This window comes from Bacteroides uniformis, from assembly GCF_025147485.1.
Lineage (GTDB): Bacteria > Bacteroidota > Bacteroidia > Bacteroidales > Bacteroidaceae > Bacteroides > Bacteroides uniformis.
In genome coordinates this window covers 4,366,287-4,387,283 of sequence record NZ_CP102263.1, presented here as the reverse complement: position 1 = coordinate 4,387,283, position 20,997 = coordinate 4,366,287, and the positions used below count along the sequence as shown (strand labels likewise).

General features: G+C 46.7%; 17 protein-coding genes and 1 other RNA gene. 15 read left to right on the top strand and 3 right to left on the bottom strand.

Annotated elements, in window-relative coordinates; all coding sequences use genetic code 11:
* Nucleotides 1–41 precede the first annotated feature (41 nt).
* From NQ510_RS17870 to NQ510_RS17810, 13 genes are all read left to right on the top strand, one after another.
* Nucleotides 42–1,367, top strand: coding sequence for a tetratricopeptide repeat protein (locus NQ510_RS17870; protein WP_005831953.1), 1,326 nt, complete (start codon nt 42–44; stop codon nt 1,365–1,367).
* Nucleotides 1,368–1,371: 4 nt separating this feature from the next.
* Nucleotides 1,372–1,998, top strand: coding sequence for an LPS export ABC transporter periplasmic protein LptC (lptC, locus tag NQ510_RS17865; RefSeq protein WP_005831952.1), 627 nt, complete (start codon nt 1,372–1,374; stop codon nt 1,996–1,998).
* A gap of 4 nt (nt 1,999–2,002) precedes the next feature.
* Entirely contained in the window at nt 2,003–3,259 is a 1,257-nt protein-coding gene (locus tag NQ510_RS17860) for a hemolysin family protein (RefSeq protein ID WP_005831951.1), read from the top strand.
* 122 nt (nt 3,260–3,381) lie between these two features.
* The gene (locus tag NQ510_RS17855; protein WP_005831949.1) at nt 3,382–5,520 is read left to right on the top strand and encodes a SurA N-terminal domain-containing protein; all 2,139 of its coding nucleotides are present in this window, start codon (nt 3,382–3,384) and stop codon (nt 5,518–5,520) included.
* 152 nt (nt 5,521–5,672) lie between these two features.
* A complete protein-coding gene (gene rlmN, locus NQ510_RS17850; protein ID WP_008665254.1) occupies nt 5,673–6,713 on the top strand; it encodes a 23S rRNA (adenine(2503)-C(2))-methyltransferase RlmN in 1,041 nt (346 codons plus the stop codon).
* Nucleotides 6,714–6,783: 70 nt separating this feature from the next.
* Nucleotides 6,784–7,839, top strand: coding sequence for a DUF4837 family protein (locus NQ510_RS17845; protein WP_005831945.1), 1,056 nt, complete (start codon nt 6,784–6,786; stop codon nt 7,837–7,839).
* Between the two features lie 5 nt (nt 7,840–7,844).
* Nucleotides 7,845–8,942 carry a 4-hydroxythreonine-4-phosphate dehydrogenase PdxA gene (pdxA, locus tag NQ510_RS17840; protein ID WP_005831943.1) on the top strand — a complete coding sequence of 366 codons (1,098 nt, stop codon included), beginning with the start codon at nt 7,845–7,847 and terminating at the stop codon, nt 8,940–8,942.
* A gap of 1 nt (nt 8,943) precedes the next feature.
* On the top strand, nt 8,944–10,194 hold the full coding sequence (locus NQ510_RS17835; RefSeq protein ID WP_005831941.1) for a sigma-54 interaction domain-containing protein: 1,251 nt from the start codon (nt 8,944–8,946) through the stop codon (nt 10,192–10,194).
* Nucleotides 10,181–10,705 (top strand): LptE family protein, encoded by a 525-nt coding sequence (locus tag NQ510_RS17830; RefSeq protein WP_005831940.1) that lies wholly within the window; start codon nt 10,181–10,183, stop codon nt 10,703–10,705. The genes NQ510_RS17835 and NQ510_RS17830 overlap by 14 nt, the downstream gene beginning before the upstream one ends.
* A 4-nt stretch (nt 10,706–10,709) precedes the next feature.
* Nucleotides 10,710–11,483: a hypothetical protein gene (locus tag NQ510_RS17825; protein ID WP_005831938.1), complete on the top strand. Its 774-nt coding sequence runs from the start codon at nt 10,710–10,712 to the stop codon at nt 11,481–11,483.
* A 4-nt stretch (nt 11,484–11,487) separates the two neighbouring features.
* The gene (gene secG / locus NQ510_RS17820; protein ID WP_005831936.1) at nt 11,488–11,877 is read left to right on the top strand and encodes a preprotein translocase subunit SecG; all 390 of its coding nucleotides are present in this window, start codon (nt 11,488–11,490) and stop codon (nt 11,875–11,877) included.
* Between the two features lie 153 nt (nt 11,878–12,030).
* Nucleotides 12,031–13,422, top strand: coding sequence for an MFS transporter (locus NQ510_RS17815; protein WP_005831932.1), 1,392 nt, complete (start codon nt 12,031–12,033; stop codon nt 13,420–13,422).
* Between the two features lie 19 nt (nt 13,423–13,441).
* Nucleotides 13,442–13,795 (top strand): PqqD family protein, encoded by a 354-nt coding sequence (locus NQ510_RS17810; RefSeq protein WP_005831929.1) that lies wholly within the window; start codon nt 13,442–13,444, stop codon nt 13,793–13,795.
* 7 nt (nt 13,796–13,802) lie between these two features.
* On the opposite strand, the gene NQ510_RS17805 is transcribed toward NQ510_RS17810, so the two are convergent.
* From NQ510_RS17805 to NQ510_RS17795, 3 genes are all read right to left on the bottom strand, one after another.
* Nucleotides 13,803–14,852, bottom strand: coding sequence for a DUF4831 family protein (locus NQ510_RS17805; protein ID WP_016272886.1), 1,050 nt, complete (start codon nt 14,850–14,852; stop codon nt 13,803–13,805).
* A gap of 70 nt (nt 14,853–14,922) precedes the next feature.
* A complete protein-coding gene (locus tag NQ510_RS17800) occupies nt 14,923–16,050 on the bottom strand; it encodes a lactonase family protein (RefSeq protein ID WP_005831925.1) in 1,128 nt (375 codons plus the stop codon).
* Between the two features lie 101 nt (nt 16,051–16,151).
* Entirely contained in the window at nt 16,152–18,980 is a 2,829-nt protein-coding gene (locus NQ510_RS17795) for a beta-glucosidase (RefSeq protein WP_008665263.1), read from the bottom strand.
* A gap of 820 nt (nt 18,981–19,800) precedes the next feature.
* On the opposite strand from NQ510_RS17795, the gene ssrA reads away from it, so the two are divergent.
* Both ssrA and NQ510_RS17785 read left to right on the top strand, forming a co-directional pair.
* Nucleotides 19,801–20,199, top strand: a transfer-messenger RNA (tmRNA) gene (gene ssrA, locus NQ510_RS17790).
* Between the two features lie 205 nt (nt 20,200–20,404).
* Nucleotides 20,405–20,890, top strand: a complete 486-nt coding sequence (locus NQ510_RS17785) for a helix-turn-helix domain-containing protein (protein WP_005831917.1) — start codon at nt 20,405–20,407, stop codon at nt 20,888–20,890.
* Nucleotides 20,891–20,997: the final 107 nt, after the last annotated feature.

Genomic DNA, 20,997 nt, shown 5'->3' with positions numbered 1-20,997 from the left:
AATTGAATAGACAAAAATATAACAACTAAAATTTAAATACAATGAAAATTAAGACGCTTGTGGCTGTCTTGCTCCTTTCGGGTGGAGTGACCAGCACTTTCGCACAGACTGAAAATTGTAATTCGAACAGTAGTATCTCTCATGAAGCAGTGAGAGCTGGTAACTTTAAGGATGCATACGCTCCTTGTATGGCTGTATTGAAGGATTGTCCTACACTGCGGTATTACACATTTACAGATGCTCAGAAGATTTTAGTGGGTTTCTTGAGTCAGATTAAGGATAGAAATTCTGCTGATTACAAGAAGTATTTTGATGAGTTGATGGATGTATATGATTTGAGAATGAAGTACATTCCTGAATTCATTGGTAAGGGAATGAAGGGTGTGCCGAGTGTGGCTGATGCCTTGGGTGCCAAAGCTGTGGATTATCTTCAGTTCGCTCCTGCTCCGGACCTTAATACGGCTTATAATTGGCTGAAAGAATCTGTTCATGCTGAAAAGGGTGGTTCCAAAGGTGCGGTGTTGCACTATTTCCTGGATACTTCCATGCAGAAGGTAAAGGCTGATGATAATCATACCGACCAGTTTTTCCAGGATTATATTGATGCTTCCAAGTATGCAGATGACGCACTTGCTGCTGAAACCAAGGAAGCTAAGAAGGCTAACTTGCAAGCTATCAAGGATAACCTCGTGGCCATGTTCATTCAGAGTGGTGTAGCTGATTGTGAATCTTTGCAGAATATCTATGGTCCTAAGGTGGAAGCAAGCAAGACTGACTCCGCTTTCTTGAAGAAGGCATTGAACATCCTGAAATTGATGAAGTGCAACGAAAGCGAAGTTTACTTCAAGGCATCTGAGTACATGTATCAGATTGACCCGACTGCCGATGCAGCTGTAGGTGTAGCATACATGTACTATAAGAAAGGTGACTATGACAATGCCGTGAAGTATTTTGATGAAGCATTGGCTAAAGAAACTGATAATGACAAGAAGGCTGAAATGGCATACGCTACTGCCGCAGCCTTGATGCAGGCCAAGAAACTCTCTCAGGCAAGAAGCTACTGCCAAAAGGCTATGAGCTTTAAGGAGAACTATGGAGAGCCTTATATTTTACTGGCACAGCTTTACGGCTCCAATCCTAACTGGACCGATGAGCCTGCTCTGAATAAGTGTACTTACTTTGTAGTAATTGACAAGCTGCAGAGAGCTAAAGCTGTAGATCCTTCAGTTACAGAACGTGCTAACGAATTGATTAGTACTTATTCCCGCCACACTCCCCAGGCTAAAGACCTCTTTATGTTGGGTTACAAAGCTGGTGACCGTATCACTATCGGTGGATGGATAGGTGAATCTACAACTATCAGATAAAATCATGTTGCTACAACCCATCAACATTGTTTATCATAAAAATGCGAGCATAACCATTGTCCTTGGGGCAATGGTTATGCTTCTTTTATTTTCTTCGTGTTCCGGGAAGAAGAAGGAGCTGGGAGATGCCATTACCGAGCGTGACTCTATGGCAGTGATGGATACCCGCGGGGTGACTACACTGGTTTCTGATTCCGGTGTAACGCGTTACCGCATCAATACGGAAGAGTGGCTGGTCTTTGACCGGAAGAATCCTCCTTACTGGGCTTTTGAAAAGGGGGTCTATTTGGAGAAGTTCGACTCTATCTTCCAAGTGGAGGCAAGTATCAAGGCTGATACAGCCTACTTCTTTAATAAGGAGGAGTTGTGGAAACTGATGGGGAATGTGCATATACAGAATTTGAAAGGTGAGCAGTTTGATACAGAGCTGCTGTATTGGGACCAGCGGGCACAAAGAATTTATTCGGATGAGTTTATCCGTATCGAGCAGCCTGACCGTATCATTACGGGACATGGCTTTGAATCCAATCAGCAGATGACTGTTTACACGATTCGCAAGCCGGAGGGTATCTTCTATGTTGACGAGGAGACTGCCGCAGCAGACAGCTTGCAGACTGATACCATAAATTGATAAAATGGATACCGTTATTTTTTTATTGATAACCATGGCTTTCTCTGCTTTCTTTTCAGGAATGGAGATTGCCTTTGTTTCCGTAGATAAACTGCGCTTTGAGATGGAAAGGAAGTCAGGCGTCACTTCCGGTATCATTTCCTATTTCCTTCGCAACCCGAATAACTTCATCTCGACCATGCTGGTGGGTAATAACATCGCGCTTGTCATTTATGGTATCTTGATGGCACAAATCATAGAGGTGAATCTTCTTGCCGGAATTATTTCCAATCATTTTGTAATGGTGTTGGTGCAGACTGTAATTTCCACTCTTATTATTTTGGTAACCGGTGAGTTCTTGCCGAAGACTTTGTTTAAAATCAATCCCAATCTGATGCTGAGGGTATGTGCCATTCCTTTATTCATATGTTATGTCATTCTGTTTCCTGTTTCAAAGTTTGCATCGGGATTGTCGTATCTGTTCCTTCGGATATTTGGGATGAAAGTAAACAAGGAGGCGTCGGCCAAGGCTTTTGGCAAAGTGGATTTGGATTACTTCATCCAGTCGAGCATAGAGAATGCGGAAAGTGAAGAAGAACTGGATGCAGAGGTAAAGATATTCCAAAATGCGCTTGACTTTTCGAATATAAAGATACGCGACTGTATTGTACCGCGTACAGAGGTGGTAGCTGTAGATCTGACCACTACATTGGAAGAATTGAAATGTCTTTTTGTGGAGTCGGGTATTTCCAAAATCATAGTATATGATGGAAATATAGATAATGTGGTGGGATATATTCACTCGTCGGAGATGTTCAGGAATCCGGTGGACTGGAGGAATAACGTGAAGGAAGTGCCTATTGTACCCGAAACGATGTCGGCCCACAAACTGATGAAACTGTTCATGCAACAGAAAAAAACGATTGCTGTAGTGGTGGACGAATTCGGTGGTACGGCGGGTATCGTCTCTTTAGAGGATTTGGTGGAAGAAATTTTTGGCGATATTGAGGATGAGCATGATAACACATCCTATGTGTGTAAGCAGTTGGGTGAACGTGAATATGTGCTTTCGGCCCGTCTGGAAATAGAAAAGGTAAATGAGACTTTCGGGCTCGACCTGCCGGAATCGGATGATTATCTGACAGTGGGCGGTCTGATTTTGAACCGTTATCAAAGTTTCCCGAAACTGCATGAAGTGATTGAAGTGGATAATTATCAGTTTAAAATAATCAAGGTAACAGCCACTAAAATTGAGTTGGTAAGACTGAAAGTCATTGAATAATTTCATTTAGGCGTAATTTTTTAAAGAATAAATGGATGCGTATTAGCATTTTTTGTATCTTCGTGCGCTAAAATGAACATGTTAGGAAAATAATAATAAACAAATAAATCATATTAACTAAAATGGCAACATTACAAAACATTCGGTCTAAAGGACCTTTATTGGTGATTGTTATTGGTTTGGCGCTGTTTGCTTTCATCGCAGGTGACGCGTGGAAAGTGCTTCAGCCACACCAGTCACAAGACGTAGGTGAAGTGAACGGGGAATCAATTTCCGCTCAGGATTTTCAAGCATTGGTAGAAGAATATACAGAAGTCATCAAGTTCTCCAGTGGCAACAGTGCATTGAGCGATGAGCAGACAAACCAAATCAAAGATGAAGTATGGAGAACATACGTCAATAATAAGCTGATTGAAAAGGAAGCAAAGAAACTCGGTCTGGTTGTATCGAAGGCTGAGATTCAGGCTATCATTAATGCCGGTGTGCATCCGATGCTGCAACAGACTCCGTTCCGTAATCCTCAGACCGGTGCGTTTGATAAGGATATGTTGAAGAAGTTCTTGGTGGACTATTCAAAAATGAATAAGGCACAGATGCCTTCACAATATGCAGAATACTATGAATCCATGTACAAGTTCTGGTCTTTCCTCGAAAAGTCCCTTATCCAGGCACGTCTTCAGGAGAAGTATCAGGCTTTGATTACAAAATCTCTTTTCTCCAACCCGGTAGAAGCTCAGGACGCTTTTGATGCAAGAGTAGAGCAGTCAGACCTGCTGCTTGCTGCAGTTCCCTATTCTTCTATCGTTGACTCTACCATCGTTATCAAGGATTCCGATTTGAAAGCTGCATACGACAAGAAGAAAGAACAGTTCAAGCAATATGTGGAAACTCGCAATATCAAGTTCATTGATGTGCAAGTTACTGCAAGTGCAGAAGACAGAGCTGCTCTCCAGAAGGAAATGGAAGAATACACCGAACAACTTACTGCCAATCCTTCTGACTATACTACCTTCATCCGTTCTACCGGTTCCGAAGCTCCTTATACAGACTTGTTCTACACTACTAAGTCTCTGCCTGCTGATGTGACAGCCCGTTTGGACTCTGTTGCGGTGGGTGGTGTGTTCGGGCCTTATTATAACGTATCTGACAATACCCTCAACTCTTTCAAGAAATTGGCTACTGCTGCCATGCCGGACTCTATCGAGTTCCGTCAGATTCAGGTAGTTGCCGAAGATGCTGAAAAGACGAAGACTTTGGCCGACAGCATCTACAATGCTATTAAGGGTGGTGCCAGCTTTGCTGAAGTTGCGAAGAAGTACGGTCAGACCGGTGAGCCTACCTGGATTTCTTCTGCTAACTACGAAGGCGCACAGATTGACGGTGACAACTTGAAATACATTACCGCTGTCACAACTTTGGGACAGAACGAACTGACCAATCTGGCGTTGGGACAAGCAAATGTCATTTTGCAAGTAACCAACAAGAAGGCTGTCAAGGATAAATATAAGGTAGCCGTTATCAAGCGTCCGGTAGAATTCAGCAAGGAAACTTACAGCAAGGCATACAATGAGTTCAGCCAGTTCATCGCTGCAAACAATACTTTAGAGAAAATGATTGCCAATGCGGAAGATGCTGGTTACAAGTTGCTGGATAGAGCCGATTTGTACAGCTCTGAACATGGTATCGGTGGTATCAGAGGAACCAAAGATGCTTTGAAATGGGCGTTTGAGGCAAAAGCCGGTGAAGTTTCTGGTTTGTACGAATGTGGCGAGAGCGACCGTATGCTGGTAGTAGGTGTTGCAAGTATTGTTCCTGAAGGTTATCGCCCACTGGCTTTGGTAAAGGACCAGTTGAGAGCTGAAATTCTCCGTGACAAGAAAGCAGAGAAGATTATGGCTGATATGAAGGCTGCCAATGCAACTTCGTTCGAGCAGTACAAGAATATGGCAAATGCTGTCAGTGATTCTGTAAAGCACGTTACTTTCTCTGCTCCTGCCTATATCCCGGCATTGCGTAGTAGCGAACCTCTGGTAGGCGCGTACGCTTCTATTGCTGAAGTGAACAAGCTGAGTGCTCCTATCAAGGGTAACGGTGGTGTATTCGTTCTGCAACCATATGCAAAAGAGAAGCTGAACGAAACATTCAACAAGGAAACTGAAGAGGCTAACTTGGCTAACATGCATGCACGTATGGCAAGCCAGTTCATCAGTGACTTGTATATGAAAGCCAACGTAAAAGACCAACGTTATTTATTCTTCTAAGAATAGAAAACCCATATTGAAAAGCCGTCCGGTACTTCCGGGCGGCTTTTTCATTGTCTGTACATTTCATTTTCTACACTCTCCGTTGTCTTTGTGCAACTTTATTCCTACCTTTGCATTTTTGAAAGAGTTTTGTTTTAATGAAAAACGATATGCAGAAACGACCTCTATTGGGCTTGACGCTCGCTGAATTGCAGAATGTGGTGAAGAATTTGGGAATGCCCGGTTTCTCTGCCAAGCAGATAGCTTCCTGGCTGTATGACAAGAAGGTGGCTTCTATAGACGAAATGAGCAATCTTTCGTTGAAGCATCGGGAATTGCTGAAAGAAATCTATGAGGTAGGTGCCGAAGCGCCGGTAGATGCCATGCGCTCTGTAGACGGTACGGTGAAATACTTATACCGGGCAGGCGAGGGACATTTCGTGGAAGCTGTCTATATACCCGACGAAGACCGGGCTACGCTTTGTGTCTCCTCTCAGGTGGGCTGTAAGATGAACTGCAAATTCTGTATGACCGGCAAGCAGGGCTTTACCGCCAATCTGACATCCAACCAGATTATCAACCAAATCAGTTCGTTGCCCGAAAGGGACAAGCTGACCAATGTGGTAATGATGGGCATGGGCGAACCACTTGATAATCTGGACGAGGTATTGAAAGCGCTGGAAATAATGACCGCCTCTTATGGATATGCGTGGAGTCCCAAGCGTGTCACCCTTTCTTCAGTGGGATTGAAGAAGGGCTTGCAGCGTTTTATTGGGGAATCGGACTGCCATCTGGCTATCAGCCTTCATTCGCCGATACCTTTGCAACGTCGCGAGCTGATGCCGGCAGAGAAGGCCTTCTCCATCACGGAGATTGTTGAATTGTTAAGAAACTATGATTTTAGCAAACAGCGCAGACTATCTTTTGAATATATTGTTTTCAAAGGAGTGAATGACTCGTTACCGTATGCAAAGGAACTTCTGAAGTTGCTACGTGGGCTGGACTGCCGGATTAACCTGATTCGTTTTCATGCCATACCTGGAGTGAATCTTGAAGGGGCTGATATGGAAACCATGACTGCGTTCCGTGATTATCTGACTTCGCACGGTCTGTTTACCACTATACGGTCATCGCGTGGAGAGGATATATTTGCTGCTTGTGGCATGTTGTCCACTGCCAAGCAGGAGGAGAATAAAGAAGAATTAATATAAATTATTAACTTAGGTAGGGAGGATATTACGCATTCTTCGTAGCTTTGTGAAAAACTAAAATGATAGAGATATGAGAAAGCACTTGTTTTATTTGAGTATGGTTCTCGTACTGACGCTTTTTTCCGCTTGCGGTGGTGGTAAAAAGGGTGTGTTTACTCCGACCTCCAGCGGTCGTGCGTATGAAGTTCTGGTAGTGGTGGAGCCCGGCTTGTGGGAACGTCCTGCCGGTAGGGCGCTTTTCGATGTGCTTGATTCTGATGTTCCGGGGCTTCCCCAGTCAGAACGTTCATTCCGAATCATGTATACTGCCCCTTCCAATTATGATGCCACTTTAAAACTGATTCGCAATATCATTATTGTCGATGTGAACAAGGACCTCTATACCCAGCCTAAATTCAAGTATGCAAGGAATGTATATGCTGCTCCTCAGTCTATTCTCACTATTCAGGCACCGGACGAGGCTTCGTTCGAGAAATTTGTGGAGGAGAATAGGCAGGTAATCATCGATTTCTTTACCCATGCGGAAATGAATCGTCAGATTTCAGTATTGAAGGACAAGCATAGCGACTATATAGCAACGAAGGTGAAAAGCCAGTTCGATTGCGATGTATGGGTGCCGGGCGAACTGACATCTACCAAGGAGGGTGAGAACTTCTTCTGGGCAGGTACGAATGCAGCTACCGGCGACCAGAACTTTGTAATCTACTCTTATCCTTATACGGATAAGGATACGTTTACTAAAGAATATTTTGTTCATAAACGCGATTCCGTGATGAAGATTAATATCCCTGGTGCCCGTGAAGGCATGTATATGTCGACGGATTCTCTGATGACCGATGTACGCCCCATCAGTGTGCAGGGAGACTATGCACTGGAGGCCCGCGGCTTGTGGCGCATAAAGGGTGACTTCATGGGCGGTCCGTTCGTATCGCATGTACGTTTGGACAAGGCCAATCAGCGTATTATCGTATCTGAAATATTTATTTATTCACCTGATAAAATGAAACGTAATCTGGTACGTCAGATGGAGGCTTCGCTCTATACCTTGAAACTGCCCGGCAGCAAGCAGGAAGGTGCGGAAATTCCGGTAGGCGTAACCTCAAAAGATACTACTAATAATAAGTAATAAAAATGGAAGACAACAAAATAAGAGTCGGCATTACACAAGGCGACATTAATGGTGTAGGGTATGAAGTGATTTTAAAGACGTTTGCAGACCCGGTGATGCTGGAATTGTGCACGCCGATTATCTACGGTTCGCCTAAAGTGGCAGCTTATCATCGTAAATCATTGGACTTGCCTACCAACTTCAGTATCGTCAACTCCGCCTCCGAAGCGGTTCCCAATCGCTTGAGTGTAGTGAACTGTACGGATGATGAAGTAAAGGTTGAGTTCTCTAAACCTGACGTTGAAGCTGGTAAAGCTGCACTTGGTGCACTGGAAAAAGCCATTGAGGAATATAAGGAGGGAATGATAGACGTGATTGTCACAGCTCCCATCAACAAGCATACCATCCAGTCGGAGGAGTTTGCCTTCCCCGGACATACGGAGTATATAGAGCAAAAATTGGGAGATGGCGAGAAGGCCCTTATGATTCTGATGAAAGATGACTTCCGGGTAGCATTGGTGACCGGACATATTCCCGTTAAAGAGATAGCCGGAAGCATCACCAAAGAACTGATACAAGAAAAACTGAAGATATTCAACCGCTCCTTGAAGCAGGATTTTGCTATCAGCGCACCGCGTATTGCAGTGCTTTCGCTGAATCCGCATGCAGGAGACGGCGGATTGCTGGGAACTGAAGAGCAGGAGATTATCATTCCGGCCATCAACGAAATGGCTGCTAAGGGTATGCTTTGCTATGGTCCTTATCCGGCAGACGGGTTTATGGGCTCAGATAACTTTACCCATTTTGATGGTATCCTGGCCATGTATCACGACCAGGGGCTGGCACCGTTCAAGGCATTGGCTATGGACGAGGGCGTGAACTATACTGCCGGCTTGCCGGTGATACGCACTTCGCCTGCTCATGGCACGGCCTACGATATTGCCGGGAAAGGAATCGCCTCTGAAGATTCATTCCGGCAGGCTATCTATGTGGCAATAGATGTGTTCCGTAACCGCCAGCGTGAGAAAGAGGCACATGCAAATCCGCTGCGCAAGCAATATTACGAGAAACGTGACGATAGCGACAAACTGAAACTCGATAGTGTAGAAGAAGATTTGTAGAATGACAAAAGCGGAAATACAACAAGTAAAATTACGTTTCGGCATTATCGGCAACAATGAAGCGCTGATGCGTGCCATTGATATCGCTATCCAGGTAGCGCCCACCGACTTGTCTGTACTGATTACCGGAGAGAGTGGTGTGGGAAAGGAGAGCTTTCCGCAGATAATACACCAGTACAGCCGGCGCAAGCATGGACAGTACATTGCCGTGAACTGTGGAGCCATTCCCGAAGGGACGATTGACTCGGAACTGTTCGGTCATGAGAAGGGCGCATTTACCGGGGCTATCGGCGAACGGAAGGGGTATTTCGGTGAGGCCAACGGCGGAACAATCTTCCTTGATGAAGTCGGCGAATTGCCTTTGCCTACCCAGGCACGCTTGTTGCGTGTGCTCGAGAGCGGTGAATTCATCAAAGTAGGTTCTTCTAAGGTGGAAAAGACCGATGTGCGTATTGTTGCCGCTACCAATGTAAACTTGACACAAGCCATTGCTGACGGACGTTTTCGTGAAGACTTGTATTACCGTTTGAACACAGTTCCTATTCAGGTCCCTCCATTGCGCGAACGCGGTGAAGACGTGGTGCTGCTGTTCCGAAAGTTTGCTTCGGACTTTGCAGAAAAGTACCGTATGCCTGCCATTCAGCTGACGGAAGACGGCAAGCAAGTGTTGCTGGGCTACTCATGGCCGGGTAATGTGCGCCAGTTGAAGAATATCACCGAGCAGATATCCATCATTGAGACCAATCGTGAAATCAATGCATCCATACTGAAGGGCTATCTGCCTGAGCAGAACAATATGCAGCGCCTGCCTGCCTTGTTTGGAGTGAAGGAGGACAAGAGCTTCGGGAGTGAACGGGAAATTCTCTACCAGGTTCTGTTTGATATGCGCCAGGATGTAACGGACTTGAAAAAGCTGGTGCATGAGATTATGGCTGAAAGGGGAACGGTAGCCAATCCGGCGGTTGCCACATCGGCCTACTATACGCCGGCTACTCCGGCGGTGGTACCTCCGGTAACATCCAGTGTCCCCACCATTATACATCCTTCGGTAAAGCCGGTTACTCCGGTGGACGATGATTTCCAGGATACGGAAGAATATGTGGAGGAGTCACTCTCCCTGGATGAAGTGGAGAAAGAAATGATACGTAAGGCGCTTGAAAAACATCACGGCAAGCGTAAGAGTGCGGCTCAGGATTTGAATATCTCTGAGCGTACGTTATACAGAAAGATAAAAGAATATGGATTGGATTAAAAAAGCGGCATTTGCTTCCTTGTTGGTAAGCTTGTTATTTCTGGTGAATTCATGTAGTATGAAGTTGGGACTTGCTCCGATAAGCTCTATCGACTATACAAAGGTAAAAACGATTTCCATTGCCGATTTCCAGAACCGGGCAGAGTATGTATATGCACCGCTGGCAACAGAATTTAACCAGAAAATGAAGGATATGTTCATTCAGCAGACTCGCCTGCAACTGGTGAATTCCGGAGGAGACCTGGAAATAGACGGAGAAATAACCGGCTACAATCAATATAATGAATCGGTGGATGCCAGCGGCTACTCTTCGAAGGTGAAGGTGACGCTGACTGTCAACGTGCGCTACACCAATAACACGAACCATGAGGAGGACTTTGAACAGCAGTTCTCGGCTTTCCAGACCTATGATTCCTCAAAATTGCTGACCGAAGTGCAGGACCAGCTGATAACCTTGATGGTGAAAGACATTGCCGAACAGATTTTCAATGCAACTGTAGCTAACTGGTAAACTCATGACGCCTACCCATTTGCAACAATGGATTCAGCATCCCGAGACGCTGAATAGGGATACTTTGTACGAGCTTCGCACATTGGTGGCACGCTATCCTTATTTCCAGTCGCTCCGTTTGCTCTATCTGAAAAACCTCTATCTGCTGCACGACATCAACTTTGGCGCGGAGTTGCGCAAGGCTGTGTTGTATGTGGCAGACCGTCGTGTGCTGTTTTACTTTATAGAGGGTGACCGCTATACTTTGAAATCCCGGAAGGTCTCGTCGCTGTTTTCCGGCGATTTGGAGAAAGAGCCGAGTGTGGACCGTACCCTTTCCTTGATTGACGCATTTCTGGCTACTGTTCCCGAAGAGCATTCACAGCATACGGAGCTGGATTATGCGGTGGATTATACGGCCTATTTAATGCAGGAAGAACCCGGTGTGGATGCAGAAGATGAGTCGGAAGTGCCTAAACTGCGCGGGCATGAATTGATAGATGACTTTATCCAAAAGAGTGAGTCTTCGGATGCCTCGGATACGAGAAGGGAGTTTCTTGTAGAGAAGGAGGAAGAGACTGAAGAAGAGGAAGAACCCTCAGTATCGCCGGTAACGGAAGAGTTGGACGATAGCTGTTTTACGGAAACTTTAGCCAAAATCTATATAAAACAGCACCGATATGACAAGGCGCTTGAAATTATTAAAAAATTAAGTTTGAATTATCCAAAAAAAAATGCTTACTTTGCAGACCAAATCAGATTTTTGGAGAAATTGATTATTAACGCTAAATCAAAATAACAAAATGTATTTATTATTAGTTATCTTAATGCTGATTGCATCTGTGCTGATGTGCTTCATTGTATTGATTCAAAATTCTAAAGGAGGTGGTCTGGCATCAGGCTTTTCATCATCCAACCAAATTATGGGTGTGCGCAAGACTACGGACTTTTTGGAAAAAGCAACCTGGACTCTGGCAGCTGTCATGGTAGTCTTCAGTATTGTTTCTGCTTACACTATTCCTTCTTCCACAGGCAAGGGCGGTGATGTGATTCTGGAACAGGCGCAACAAGAAGAAAAAACTAATCCTTATAACATGCCCGTAGGTACAGAAGCTCCGCAATCGGAGGCCCCTGCAGCTACAACTCCGGCTGAAACTCCTGCTCCTGCAGCAGAAGCCCCTGCAGCAGAATAAGATAAGGATATTGCGGATGACTCCCGCTTGGAAAAATAAGAGAAAGGTTGATACTGAAAAGGTGTCAGCCTTTTTTCGTTTTGATGAAGTATTTATTTACCTTTGTCAGCAATTTATGCAATCTGATTAATAAATTGAAATCCAAATAGTACAATGACAGAACAACTCAAACTTAAATTGAATGATTCCAAGGCTACCCGTTGGGGGGCATTGGTGATTGTTGCCTTCACGATGATGGCAGCTTATTATGTAAACGACGTGGTAGCACCGTTGAAGACAATGTTGGAAACGGACTTGGCTTGGTCGAGTACCGATTTCGGATTCTTTACCGGTGGTTATAGTTTTCTGAATGTTTTTTTCCTGATGTTGATTTGGGGAGGATTAATCCTCGACCGCTTTGGTATCCGTTTCACCGGAAAGCTGGCAACTATCCTGATGGTAGGTGGTACAGCACTTGAATACTATGCAATGACGGGACTTGCCGGTGCCGACGCGACTTTATTCGGAATCAATGAAATATTTGGCTATAAAACGGGTGTGTTTGTTGCTTTTGCCGGTTATTCCATTTTTGGAGTAGGAGCGGAGGTCGCCGGTATTACAGTTTCCAAAATCATAGCCAAGTGGTTTAAGGGGAAAGAGCTTGCCACGGCTATGGGGGTACAAGTCGCTTTAGCACGTATCGGTTCGCAAGCCGGTTATGCCGTAGCCATTCCTTTGGCCCGCGCTTTCGGTATTTCCACACCGGTGTTGTTGGGTTTGGTTCTGTTGTTGGGCGGTATGATTGCTTTCTTCGTCTTTGCAGTGATGGACAAGAAGCTGGACAAACAGATGGAAGCTGCTGCCATTGCTGCCGGTACGGAAGATGAGGAAGAGAAGTTCTCTTTTAAGGATGTGAAGAATATTCTGGTCAATCCCGGTTTCTGGCTGATAGCATTGCTGTGTGTATTGTTCTACTCTTGTGTATTCCCATTCCAGAAGTTTGCTTCCGAGTTGATGATTATCAAATACGGTATCAATGAGAATGTGGCCGGTACATTTGCCGGACTTCCGGCATTGGGAGCGCTGATTCTGACTCCGGTCTTTGGTGGTTTCATTGACAAGCGGGGCAAGTCCGCATCTATCATGCTGCTGGGCTCGGCCATGCTGATATGTGTGCATTTCATTTATGCTATTCCCGATATAAACTATTGGCTGGTAGCTATTGTGCTGATGATAATTTTGGGTATCGCTTTCTCGCTGGTACCTTCTGCCATGTGGCCGGCTGTGGCCAAGATATTCCCGGTAAGCCAGTTGGGTACGGCATACGCATTGATTTTCTTTATCCAGAATATCGGTCTTTGGGGTATTCCTACATTGATAGGGTGGGTGCTTGATGCCTATTGTATATCCGGCAAGAAACCAGATGGAACGAATATGTATGACTATACGGTGCCTATGTGCATTTTTACCGGTATTGCCTGCTTGTCCCTTATAGTGGCTCTACTGCTGAAGAAGGCAGACAAGAAGTATGGTTATAAGCTGGAAGAGCCTAATATTCAGAAATAATAGGAAAAGCGGATACCGTATGATGGAAATACCCGAAGGAAAAGTAAGTCTGTTGGACGCTGTTCCGGTCCGCTGTGGACATATAACAACCGAATGGGAAGGTGAGTGCGCCGTACTCGCCTACCCACGGTTTAAATACGAATGGATGCGTCGTTTTTTATTGCCGAAGGGGATGTCTCCTGACATCCATGTGAGGCTGGAAGAACACGGTACAGCTGTCTGGAATCTGATAGATGGACATCGTACCGTGCGCGAAATCATCTCTCTACTTGCCAGGCACTTTGGGGAGGAAGAGAATTATATTCCCCGGGTCACCGCCTACGTAATGCAGTTGCGTAAGGATGGATTTATCCAGTTGACAATCCGGAATTAGAATTCCTTTATTCCCTATCCACTTTTATCAATCCTCCCGTTGCCGTATCAAACAGCACTTTGATGGTAGAATTCTTGTTGAACAGTACCGGTGCGAGGTATTCTACGGTGCCGAATTGGGTAATGGGAAGTTGGTCGTCAAACAATTTCTTATTGTTATACATCAATGTCACTTGTGCCTTGCCCGGAAGGTTATAGGCTACACCGTCCACTTTCTTTTTGCCTTCCTCGGTGGCAGATACATCGGGACTTTTGAGGTCGGTGACGCTGATATAATACGGTTCACCGGCAAGGTCATTATTGGCCACCACTCCCAGCTTTCGGGAAAAACGGAAAGCCACCTCATCTTTCATCTCTTTAGGCGTCAGCCGGATGGTGAATGTCTTGGGTTCTTTCTTTATTTTGCCCGAGAACATTTCCGTCATAGCCGTTTCCTGCTGGTTCAGATTGTCAAGCATCAGCTTGAGTTGGGCGCCGTCCTTGGGCATATTGTCTGCTTCGCCGCGCAGGAGGGCATTCTTGCTTTCGCGGATGCTGTATATTTCCTTAGCCACCAGCTCGGCCATCTTGGCACTGGAGTTGGACATCAGTATTTCTTCCGTCAGAAAACTGCGTGGGTCAATGCTGCTTTCGGTGGCTTTGGCTTCGGGCGTCTTGGCAGCAGGCTTACCGCTGAACGGAATGTTGATGGAGCGGACAATTCCGTCTTCGGTAAGCTCCATAAGGGGTGCTACGGTCTTGTCTTTCATCTTCACGAAATAGACGTTGTCCTTATCCGGTACACCGGCTATGCGGGTTTCTATCTTATCCAGTGTCCAGAACTCCTCGGGTTCGGCAGACACGTTGTTGAGACGCAGATAGCGGTCGGCATATCTGCAAAATTCTCCGGGAGTGTAGGTATGCTTGGTGGCTTGCAATACGATTTCTATTTCTGTTTTGGGTAACATATAAGTCACTCCGTAGTCTTTGCCACGCATCACACCGGTGGTTACGTCTGTTTGCGCCATGGCAGTGATAGACAAGAACAGAGCTGAGAGCATCAATATATTCTTCTTCATAATGTACATTCGTTTAGACTGATTTAGCTAAGGGACAAAGTTAATGAAGTTATCTTTGCTAAATATTGCTTTATAAATTATTAACAGAGCTGACGAACTGTACGCAAACCGGCATGTCGACTACAATGTCCTGATGAGTATCTTCCAAGAGTCCGGTAACTTCGTTTCGTTTGTATACCTGAATGACATTGCTGTCGCGGCAGGCGGCAAGCAAGTATTTACCGTTGGGCGTGATGTTGAAGTTGCGGGGATGGATGCCGGTGGGCTGATAACCTACCTTTGCCAAGGTCCCATTTTCGGGATTCACGGCAAAGATGGCGATGCCGTCTTCTTTCAGACGGTTGCTGGCGTAGAGGTATTTCCCATCCGGACTGAGGTGGATGTCTGCACTTCCACGGGCGGCTACGGTGTCGGCTGTGATAGTCTGTATCTGTTCCAGGCAGCCGTCGTCGTAACTGAAGGCAATGACCTTACCGGACAGTTCGGTGATGAGATAGGCAAACTTCCCGTTAGGGCTGAATGTCAGATGGCGCGGGCCGGAATCTGCCTCAATGCCAACGGCTTCCAGAGAAGCATGAGGAATAGGGTTGTCGGGGTGCATCACAAAGCGCAGGATGCGGTCGGCACTGAAGTCGGTGGCGAAGATATACTTTCCGTCCGGTGAAAAGACCGTGCAATGGATGTGGGGAGTGGCTTGCCGTATGGCGTCGGGACCGGTGGCAGAGCCTTGAAAGAGCGTGTCTGCAGGAGCCAAAGTGCCGTCTTTCTGTAAAGGAAAGACGGACATGGTTCCACCGCTGTAGTTGGCAGTCAACACTTCCCGGCCATTGGTGGCCACGTAGCAGGGGTCGGCGCCGAAGGTGGGAACGGTGTTCAGCAGGCGCAGTTCTCCCGTTTCCCGGTCGAAGGCAAGGGAGCTGAGGGCTGCTGTGCTGTCGTTCATTTCACTGACGGCATAGACAAATTCGCCATCTTCCGAGGGGACGAGGTAGGAGGGATTGGGCAATGCCGCTGAACTGAGCGGAACGGCTGTTCCCGTCTCCTGATTAAAGCGGAAGGTATAGATACCCTTGCTTGAGCCATTCGTGTAAGTACCTATTAGCATGGCGAGTTCGTCCTGGTCACCGTTAGTGCCCTTTGGAGAAGAGCCACATGCTGTCAAACCTAATCCGAGCATACAGAAAAGAAGTGTTTTCATTAATTTAATGTGTTAATGTGCCAATATGCTAATGTGCTAATTGGCTGCGCTGTATATGCTGCATGGTCATTGGTACATTAGCATATTGGCACATTAGCACATTAAAATTTAACTTCGGCAATACTGACGCGGTCATCGTTCAGCACGATGCGGAGGTCGCTGGCGGTAGTGCCTTTGAACGGATAGGAAATCAGTTTGCCGTATTCGCTGACGGTGCCCGAATATACGGTGAGGAACTGTCCGCCACCGCCCGAGAGCTGGATTTCGAAGGTTGCCGGCAGGTTGTTGTCACGTGTAAAGGCAATGGCAACTTTATCTACCTTGGCTCCGTTCTTTAAGGCAAAGGTAATATAATCTCCCTTATTTCCTTGCCATGCGGTATTGATTTTTTCGTCGAGCACGTTTTCGGCATCCTCTGGGTTGGTGCTGGCACTCACACGCTTTGCTGGTTTTTGGGCTTCAATGGCTTTGGCACGGGTCTGGTAGTCTTCTACGGTCAGCGTTCCGTTCAGGCGGATGTCTTCGGAAGAGGCGCCGGCCATGAGCACGAAGTCGCCGGGTTCCACCACCCATTTCATGTCAGCGTCCAGAAGCTCCAGGTGCTTGCGGTCGATGGTGAAGGACAGCTCCTGGGCTTCGCCCGGTTCGAGGTGGATGCGCTGGAAGCCTGCAAGATTCTTTTCGTAGGTGGTGATGCTGCTCAGTACGTCGCGGATATAGAGCTGCACTACTTCATCTCCGGCACGTTTGCCGGTGTTGGTCACCTTCAGGCGGACGGTGGCAGACTCGTTCGGGGTGATGACTCGGGGGGTGATGTCGAGGTCGGAGTACTCGAAGGTGGTGTAGCTCAAGCCGTAACCGAAGGGGTAGAGTGCTCCGTTGATGCGTGACATGTTGCCCGTAGGTCCCGGATTCTTACCGCCGTCTATCTGTGAAGAAGGTTTGCAGGGGAAGTTGAAGGGGATTTGCCCTACGGTCTTGGGGAAGGTCACCGTCAGCTTTCCACCGGGGTTGTAGTCGCCGAAGAGGATGTCGGCCAGGGCTGTTCCGCCTTTGGAGCCGGGATACCAGGCTTCGAGGATAGCGGGGACGAACTTGTCTGCCCAGTTGATGGAGAGCGGGCGTCCGTTGATGAGTATCAGTACGACGGGCTTGCCCGTGGCTTGTATGGCTTGAAGCAGTTGCAACTGCCGACCGGGCAGGTCGAGGCTGGTGCGCGATTTGTTTTCGCCGCAGGTGCGTTGTCCGCCGCCCAATACTACGATGGCAACATCAGCTTGACGGGCATTTTCTACGGCTTTGTCTATCTCGGCTTGTTCGTCGTCGGTCAGCGGATAGTCTATGATTTCACTTTCGGGCCAGTGGGCGTCCACCAGGTCGCAGCCTTTGGTGTAGAGCACCTCTGCCTTGCCTTTTGTCTTTTCTTGAATGCCTTCCAGCACAGTGGTCACTTCTACGGCAAGTGGGCCGTAATGGGTCAGCGCGTAGCCTTCTTCATTGGCATTGGGACCACAGACGGCAATCTTCTTGGTGGAGTTGATGTCTAAGGGCAATAGTTCACCGGCATTCTTCAGCAGAACGATGGACTCGCGGGATGCCTGCAAGGCAATGGCTTCGTTCTCTTCTTTTTCCACTTCACGGTCGGCATCGGCAAGGTCTGTCTGATAGGGGGCATCGAACAGACCGATGAGGAACTTTACCCGAAGGATGTCGCGCACGCGGTCGTTGATGACTTCTTCGCTCAGTCCGCCTTCCTTCACCAGTTCGCGGAGGGGAAGGACGAAGGAGTCGGGCGAGCGGAAGGTGCAGCGTACGTTCAGTCCGGCTTCCACGCTTTGGCGGACGGCTTCTTTCATGTCTTTGGCGGTGCCGTGCTTGGTGTAGAGGTATTCTACGGCGTCACTGTCGGATACGACGTAGCCACGGAATCCCATTTCGCCACGCAGGCGGGTGGTGAGCCAGTAGTAGCTGCCCTGCACGGGGATGCCGTCGTAATCGTTGTACGAACTCATTACGCCCAGCATGCCAGCTTCCCGGATGACGCGTTTGAAGGGGTAGATGTGTATGTTTTCCACTTCGCGCGGCGACATTTGCGGGTCCACGCGTGCCATGCCTTCGCGGGCGCCTTTGTTGTTACTGTAAGCGGCAAAGTGCTTGCCGGTGGCGGCCACTTGGTGGTTGTGCTGCAAGCCGCGCACCATTTCGATGCCCAGTTCGGCTACGAGGTAGGGAGATTCGCCGTAAACTTCTTCGTAGCGTCCCCAGCGCTGGTCGCGTCCTACGTCGAGGATGGGGGCGTAGACGTTGGTGTAGCCCAGCATGCGGGCTTCGCGTCCGGTGATGAGTCCTACTTGGCGAATCAGTTCACGGTTCCAGGTATGTCCCAGTCCCAGTTGGGTGGGGAAGTTGGTGGCGCGGTAGCTTTCCACGCCGCGTATGCCTTCGTTGGTAAAGTCTACGGGGATGCCGAGACGGGTATCTTCCACAAAGAACCGTTGCACCTCGTTCAGTGCCCAGGCGTGGCGCGAGGCGGGCCAGACGTAGGCATTGTCCGAGGGAGGCAGCCCCCATTGCTGGAAGCCGTTCAGGTGTTCGTCGATGGCGCCGATACCGTCTTTCCAGAGCAGCTCTTTCCATTCGGGGGTGGGGAGGTCGTCTTTCAGTACGCGTTTGTAGCCGTAGAGGGTGACCATTTGGCAGGTCTTTTCGTCCAGCGTCATCTGTTGCAGCAGGTTTTCGATGCGTGCTTCGAGCGGGGCGGAGGGGTCTTCGTACACGTCTTTCACTCCGTTTTTGTTGAAGTCTATCCAACCTTTGCGGTACATTTCACTTTTCACCGGCTTGTAGGTTGCCGGTGTTTTGGCAGGCTTTTGTGCGCAGAGCAGTGTGCTTCCTCCAAGCAGCAGGGTTAGGGCAATAAGGTTCTTCATGATATGTTCTAAAAATCTCTTGGTTATTATTGTTTCTTTTGTTGACAAAAATACGGCTAATGTGTGAAATAAAGGGATAAAATAGTCCGAAGTATCGGCTTTTATTGTCCGAAGGGTCTTCCTCTTACTAAAAATATCCTCCAAGACGCTACCGGGGAATTCAAATCATTATTAGACGAAACATATCATTCACTTTTAAAAAGAAAGAGAGAACACTATAATAACCTGAAAAGTAGATGCAATCGCGGTGTATACAAGTATTACGGCTACATCTGTTAAACGAGGGTGTATTTATATAATAGGAATCTGTTGGCGGAATTGTTGCTTGTACGGAAGAACTTTCTTTTCAACCTTGGGATGTCTAAACCCAACCTTGGTTTAGACATCCCAAGGTTGGGTATGGAAAAACCAAAGTTTGGGATAGATTGCTTCCTTAATTCTTTCCGGTTTTTCAGTTAACTTCAGAGACTTTTTCCGTTAACTTCCCATCTCTTTTGTGCAAATATCCATTACAGAAGATAGATATTCCCTCTTGCAGGGGGTAATTCCGTCAACGGATACTGGCTTTGGTAGCTGTTTGAACATTGATGACAATGGGGTGCACATATTCTATGTATGGAAGATTATTGTTTTTATCACGAAAAGTCAGTATTAGCTAATATTTGTAAATATATGGTGATTGCTAATAAAAGAATATGTATCTTTGGGCCAAAGAAAGCGGTAGAGGATGAAAAATAAAGTAGCATTTATCCCTTTTTCACCCTCCCTACTTAGCAATGAGTTACGCAATCTTTTAAATTTCAGACCGTTACAAAGTCATGGGGTTGACTGGATTTGACAGCGGGCAGAAATGGTAAGTAAGCATGCAGTGCGTCGTTGATTTGCACTTTAATCTCAGTCCTCAAAATTTTATCTGGCGAAACTCGTTACGCTCTCGCTGCTTAATCGAAGTATAGTAGATTGAAGCTTAATCCCGGCACCAGGTGCTGGGACGTGACATCACTCGGAAGCTGTTGCTCCGAAGCATTCCGATAAAGTGGTGCAGTCAAATCGGGGATAGTTCGTGTCAGCCTCGTGGCGCGGGTGAAAATTTAGAGGATAAGGCAACGGTTGATGGCTTTGGTTCTGCCGCTGCACGAAAATTTAGGCAAAGATAAGCATGTAGAAAGCTTATGATTTCCTCGTTTGGACGAGGGTTCGATTCCCTCCAGCTCCACGGAAATAGTAAAAAGAAGTTTGTAAGTCCTTGAATTCCAGTAATTCAGGGGCTTTTTCTTTTCTTCTACTCCCCCTACCTTTTATATTCATTTAGAAAACAGTTGTAGTAAATGTGCTACAATTCAAAATTAATATCTACTTTTGTCTGTTCAAAAACCAATAACTATTAGAAGTGGGGGCAACACTTTAAATTCTGCAACAGATTTATGAAAATTCACGAAGGAAAATGTACAGAGAAGATTTTGAAAGAACGTGAACGGATTGGTAACCGGTTAGCCATTCTTCGCAAGAAGAGAAATATGACCCAAGAGGAATTGGCTAATCTTTGTGGCGTTAATCGTGTTAATATAGCCAAGATAGAGAAAGGGGCTTATAATGTGAGCATTGATATACTATCTAAGGTAACATCCGCTCTTGGTTTTGTGATAGATATAAAAGTGGATAGCTCTGTTTGTCCGACTCATTTCTCTCAACGTAAACCTGTAAAGCTGGTAATAGGGGAAGATTATTATGTCAGTTTTGGCAATAACGAAGCCCATAGATGTAAGCTGGTGGATATTCCGGAGATGTACCAAGGTCAAAGAATTAAAATCGAAACTCCGACCCCGAGAGGGTCTATCACCCACATATTATTTGCCGATGAAATAGGAACGACACCTGACGAGGCTGTAATGAACCAAGTAACGATGTAAAAACATTAAAAGGGAGGAAGTGCAAGTTCCCCTTTTATTGAAATCACCTTCGCTACAACCATCTGCAGCGAGGGTGATTTTTTAGTTTATGAGGGTTTCTACACCCC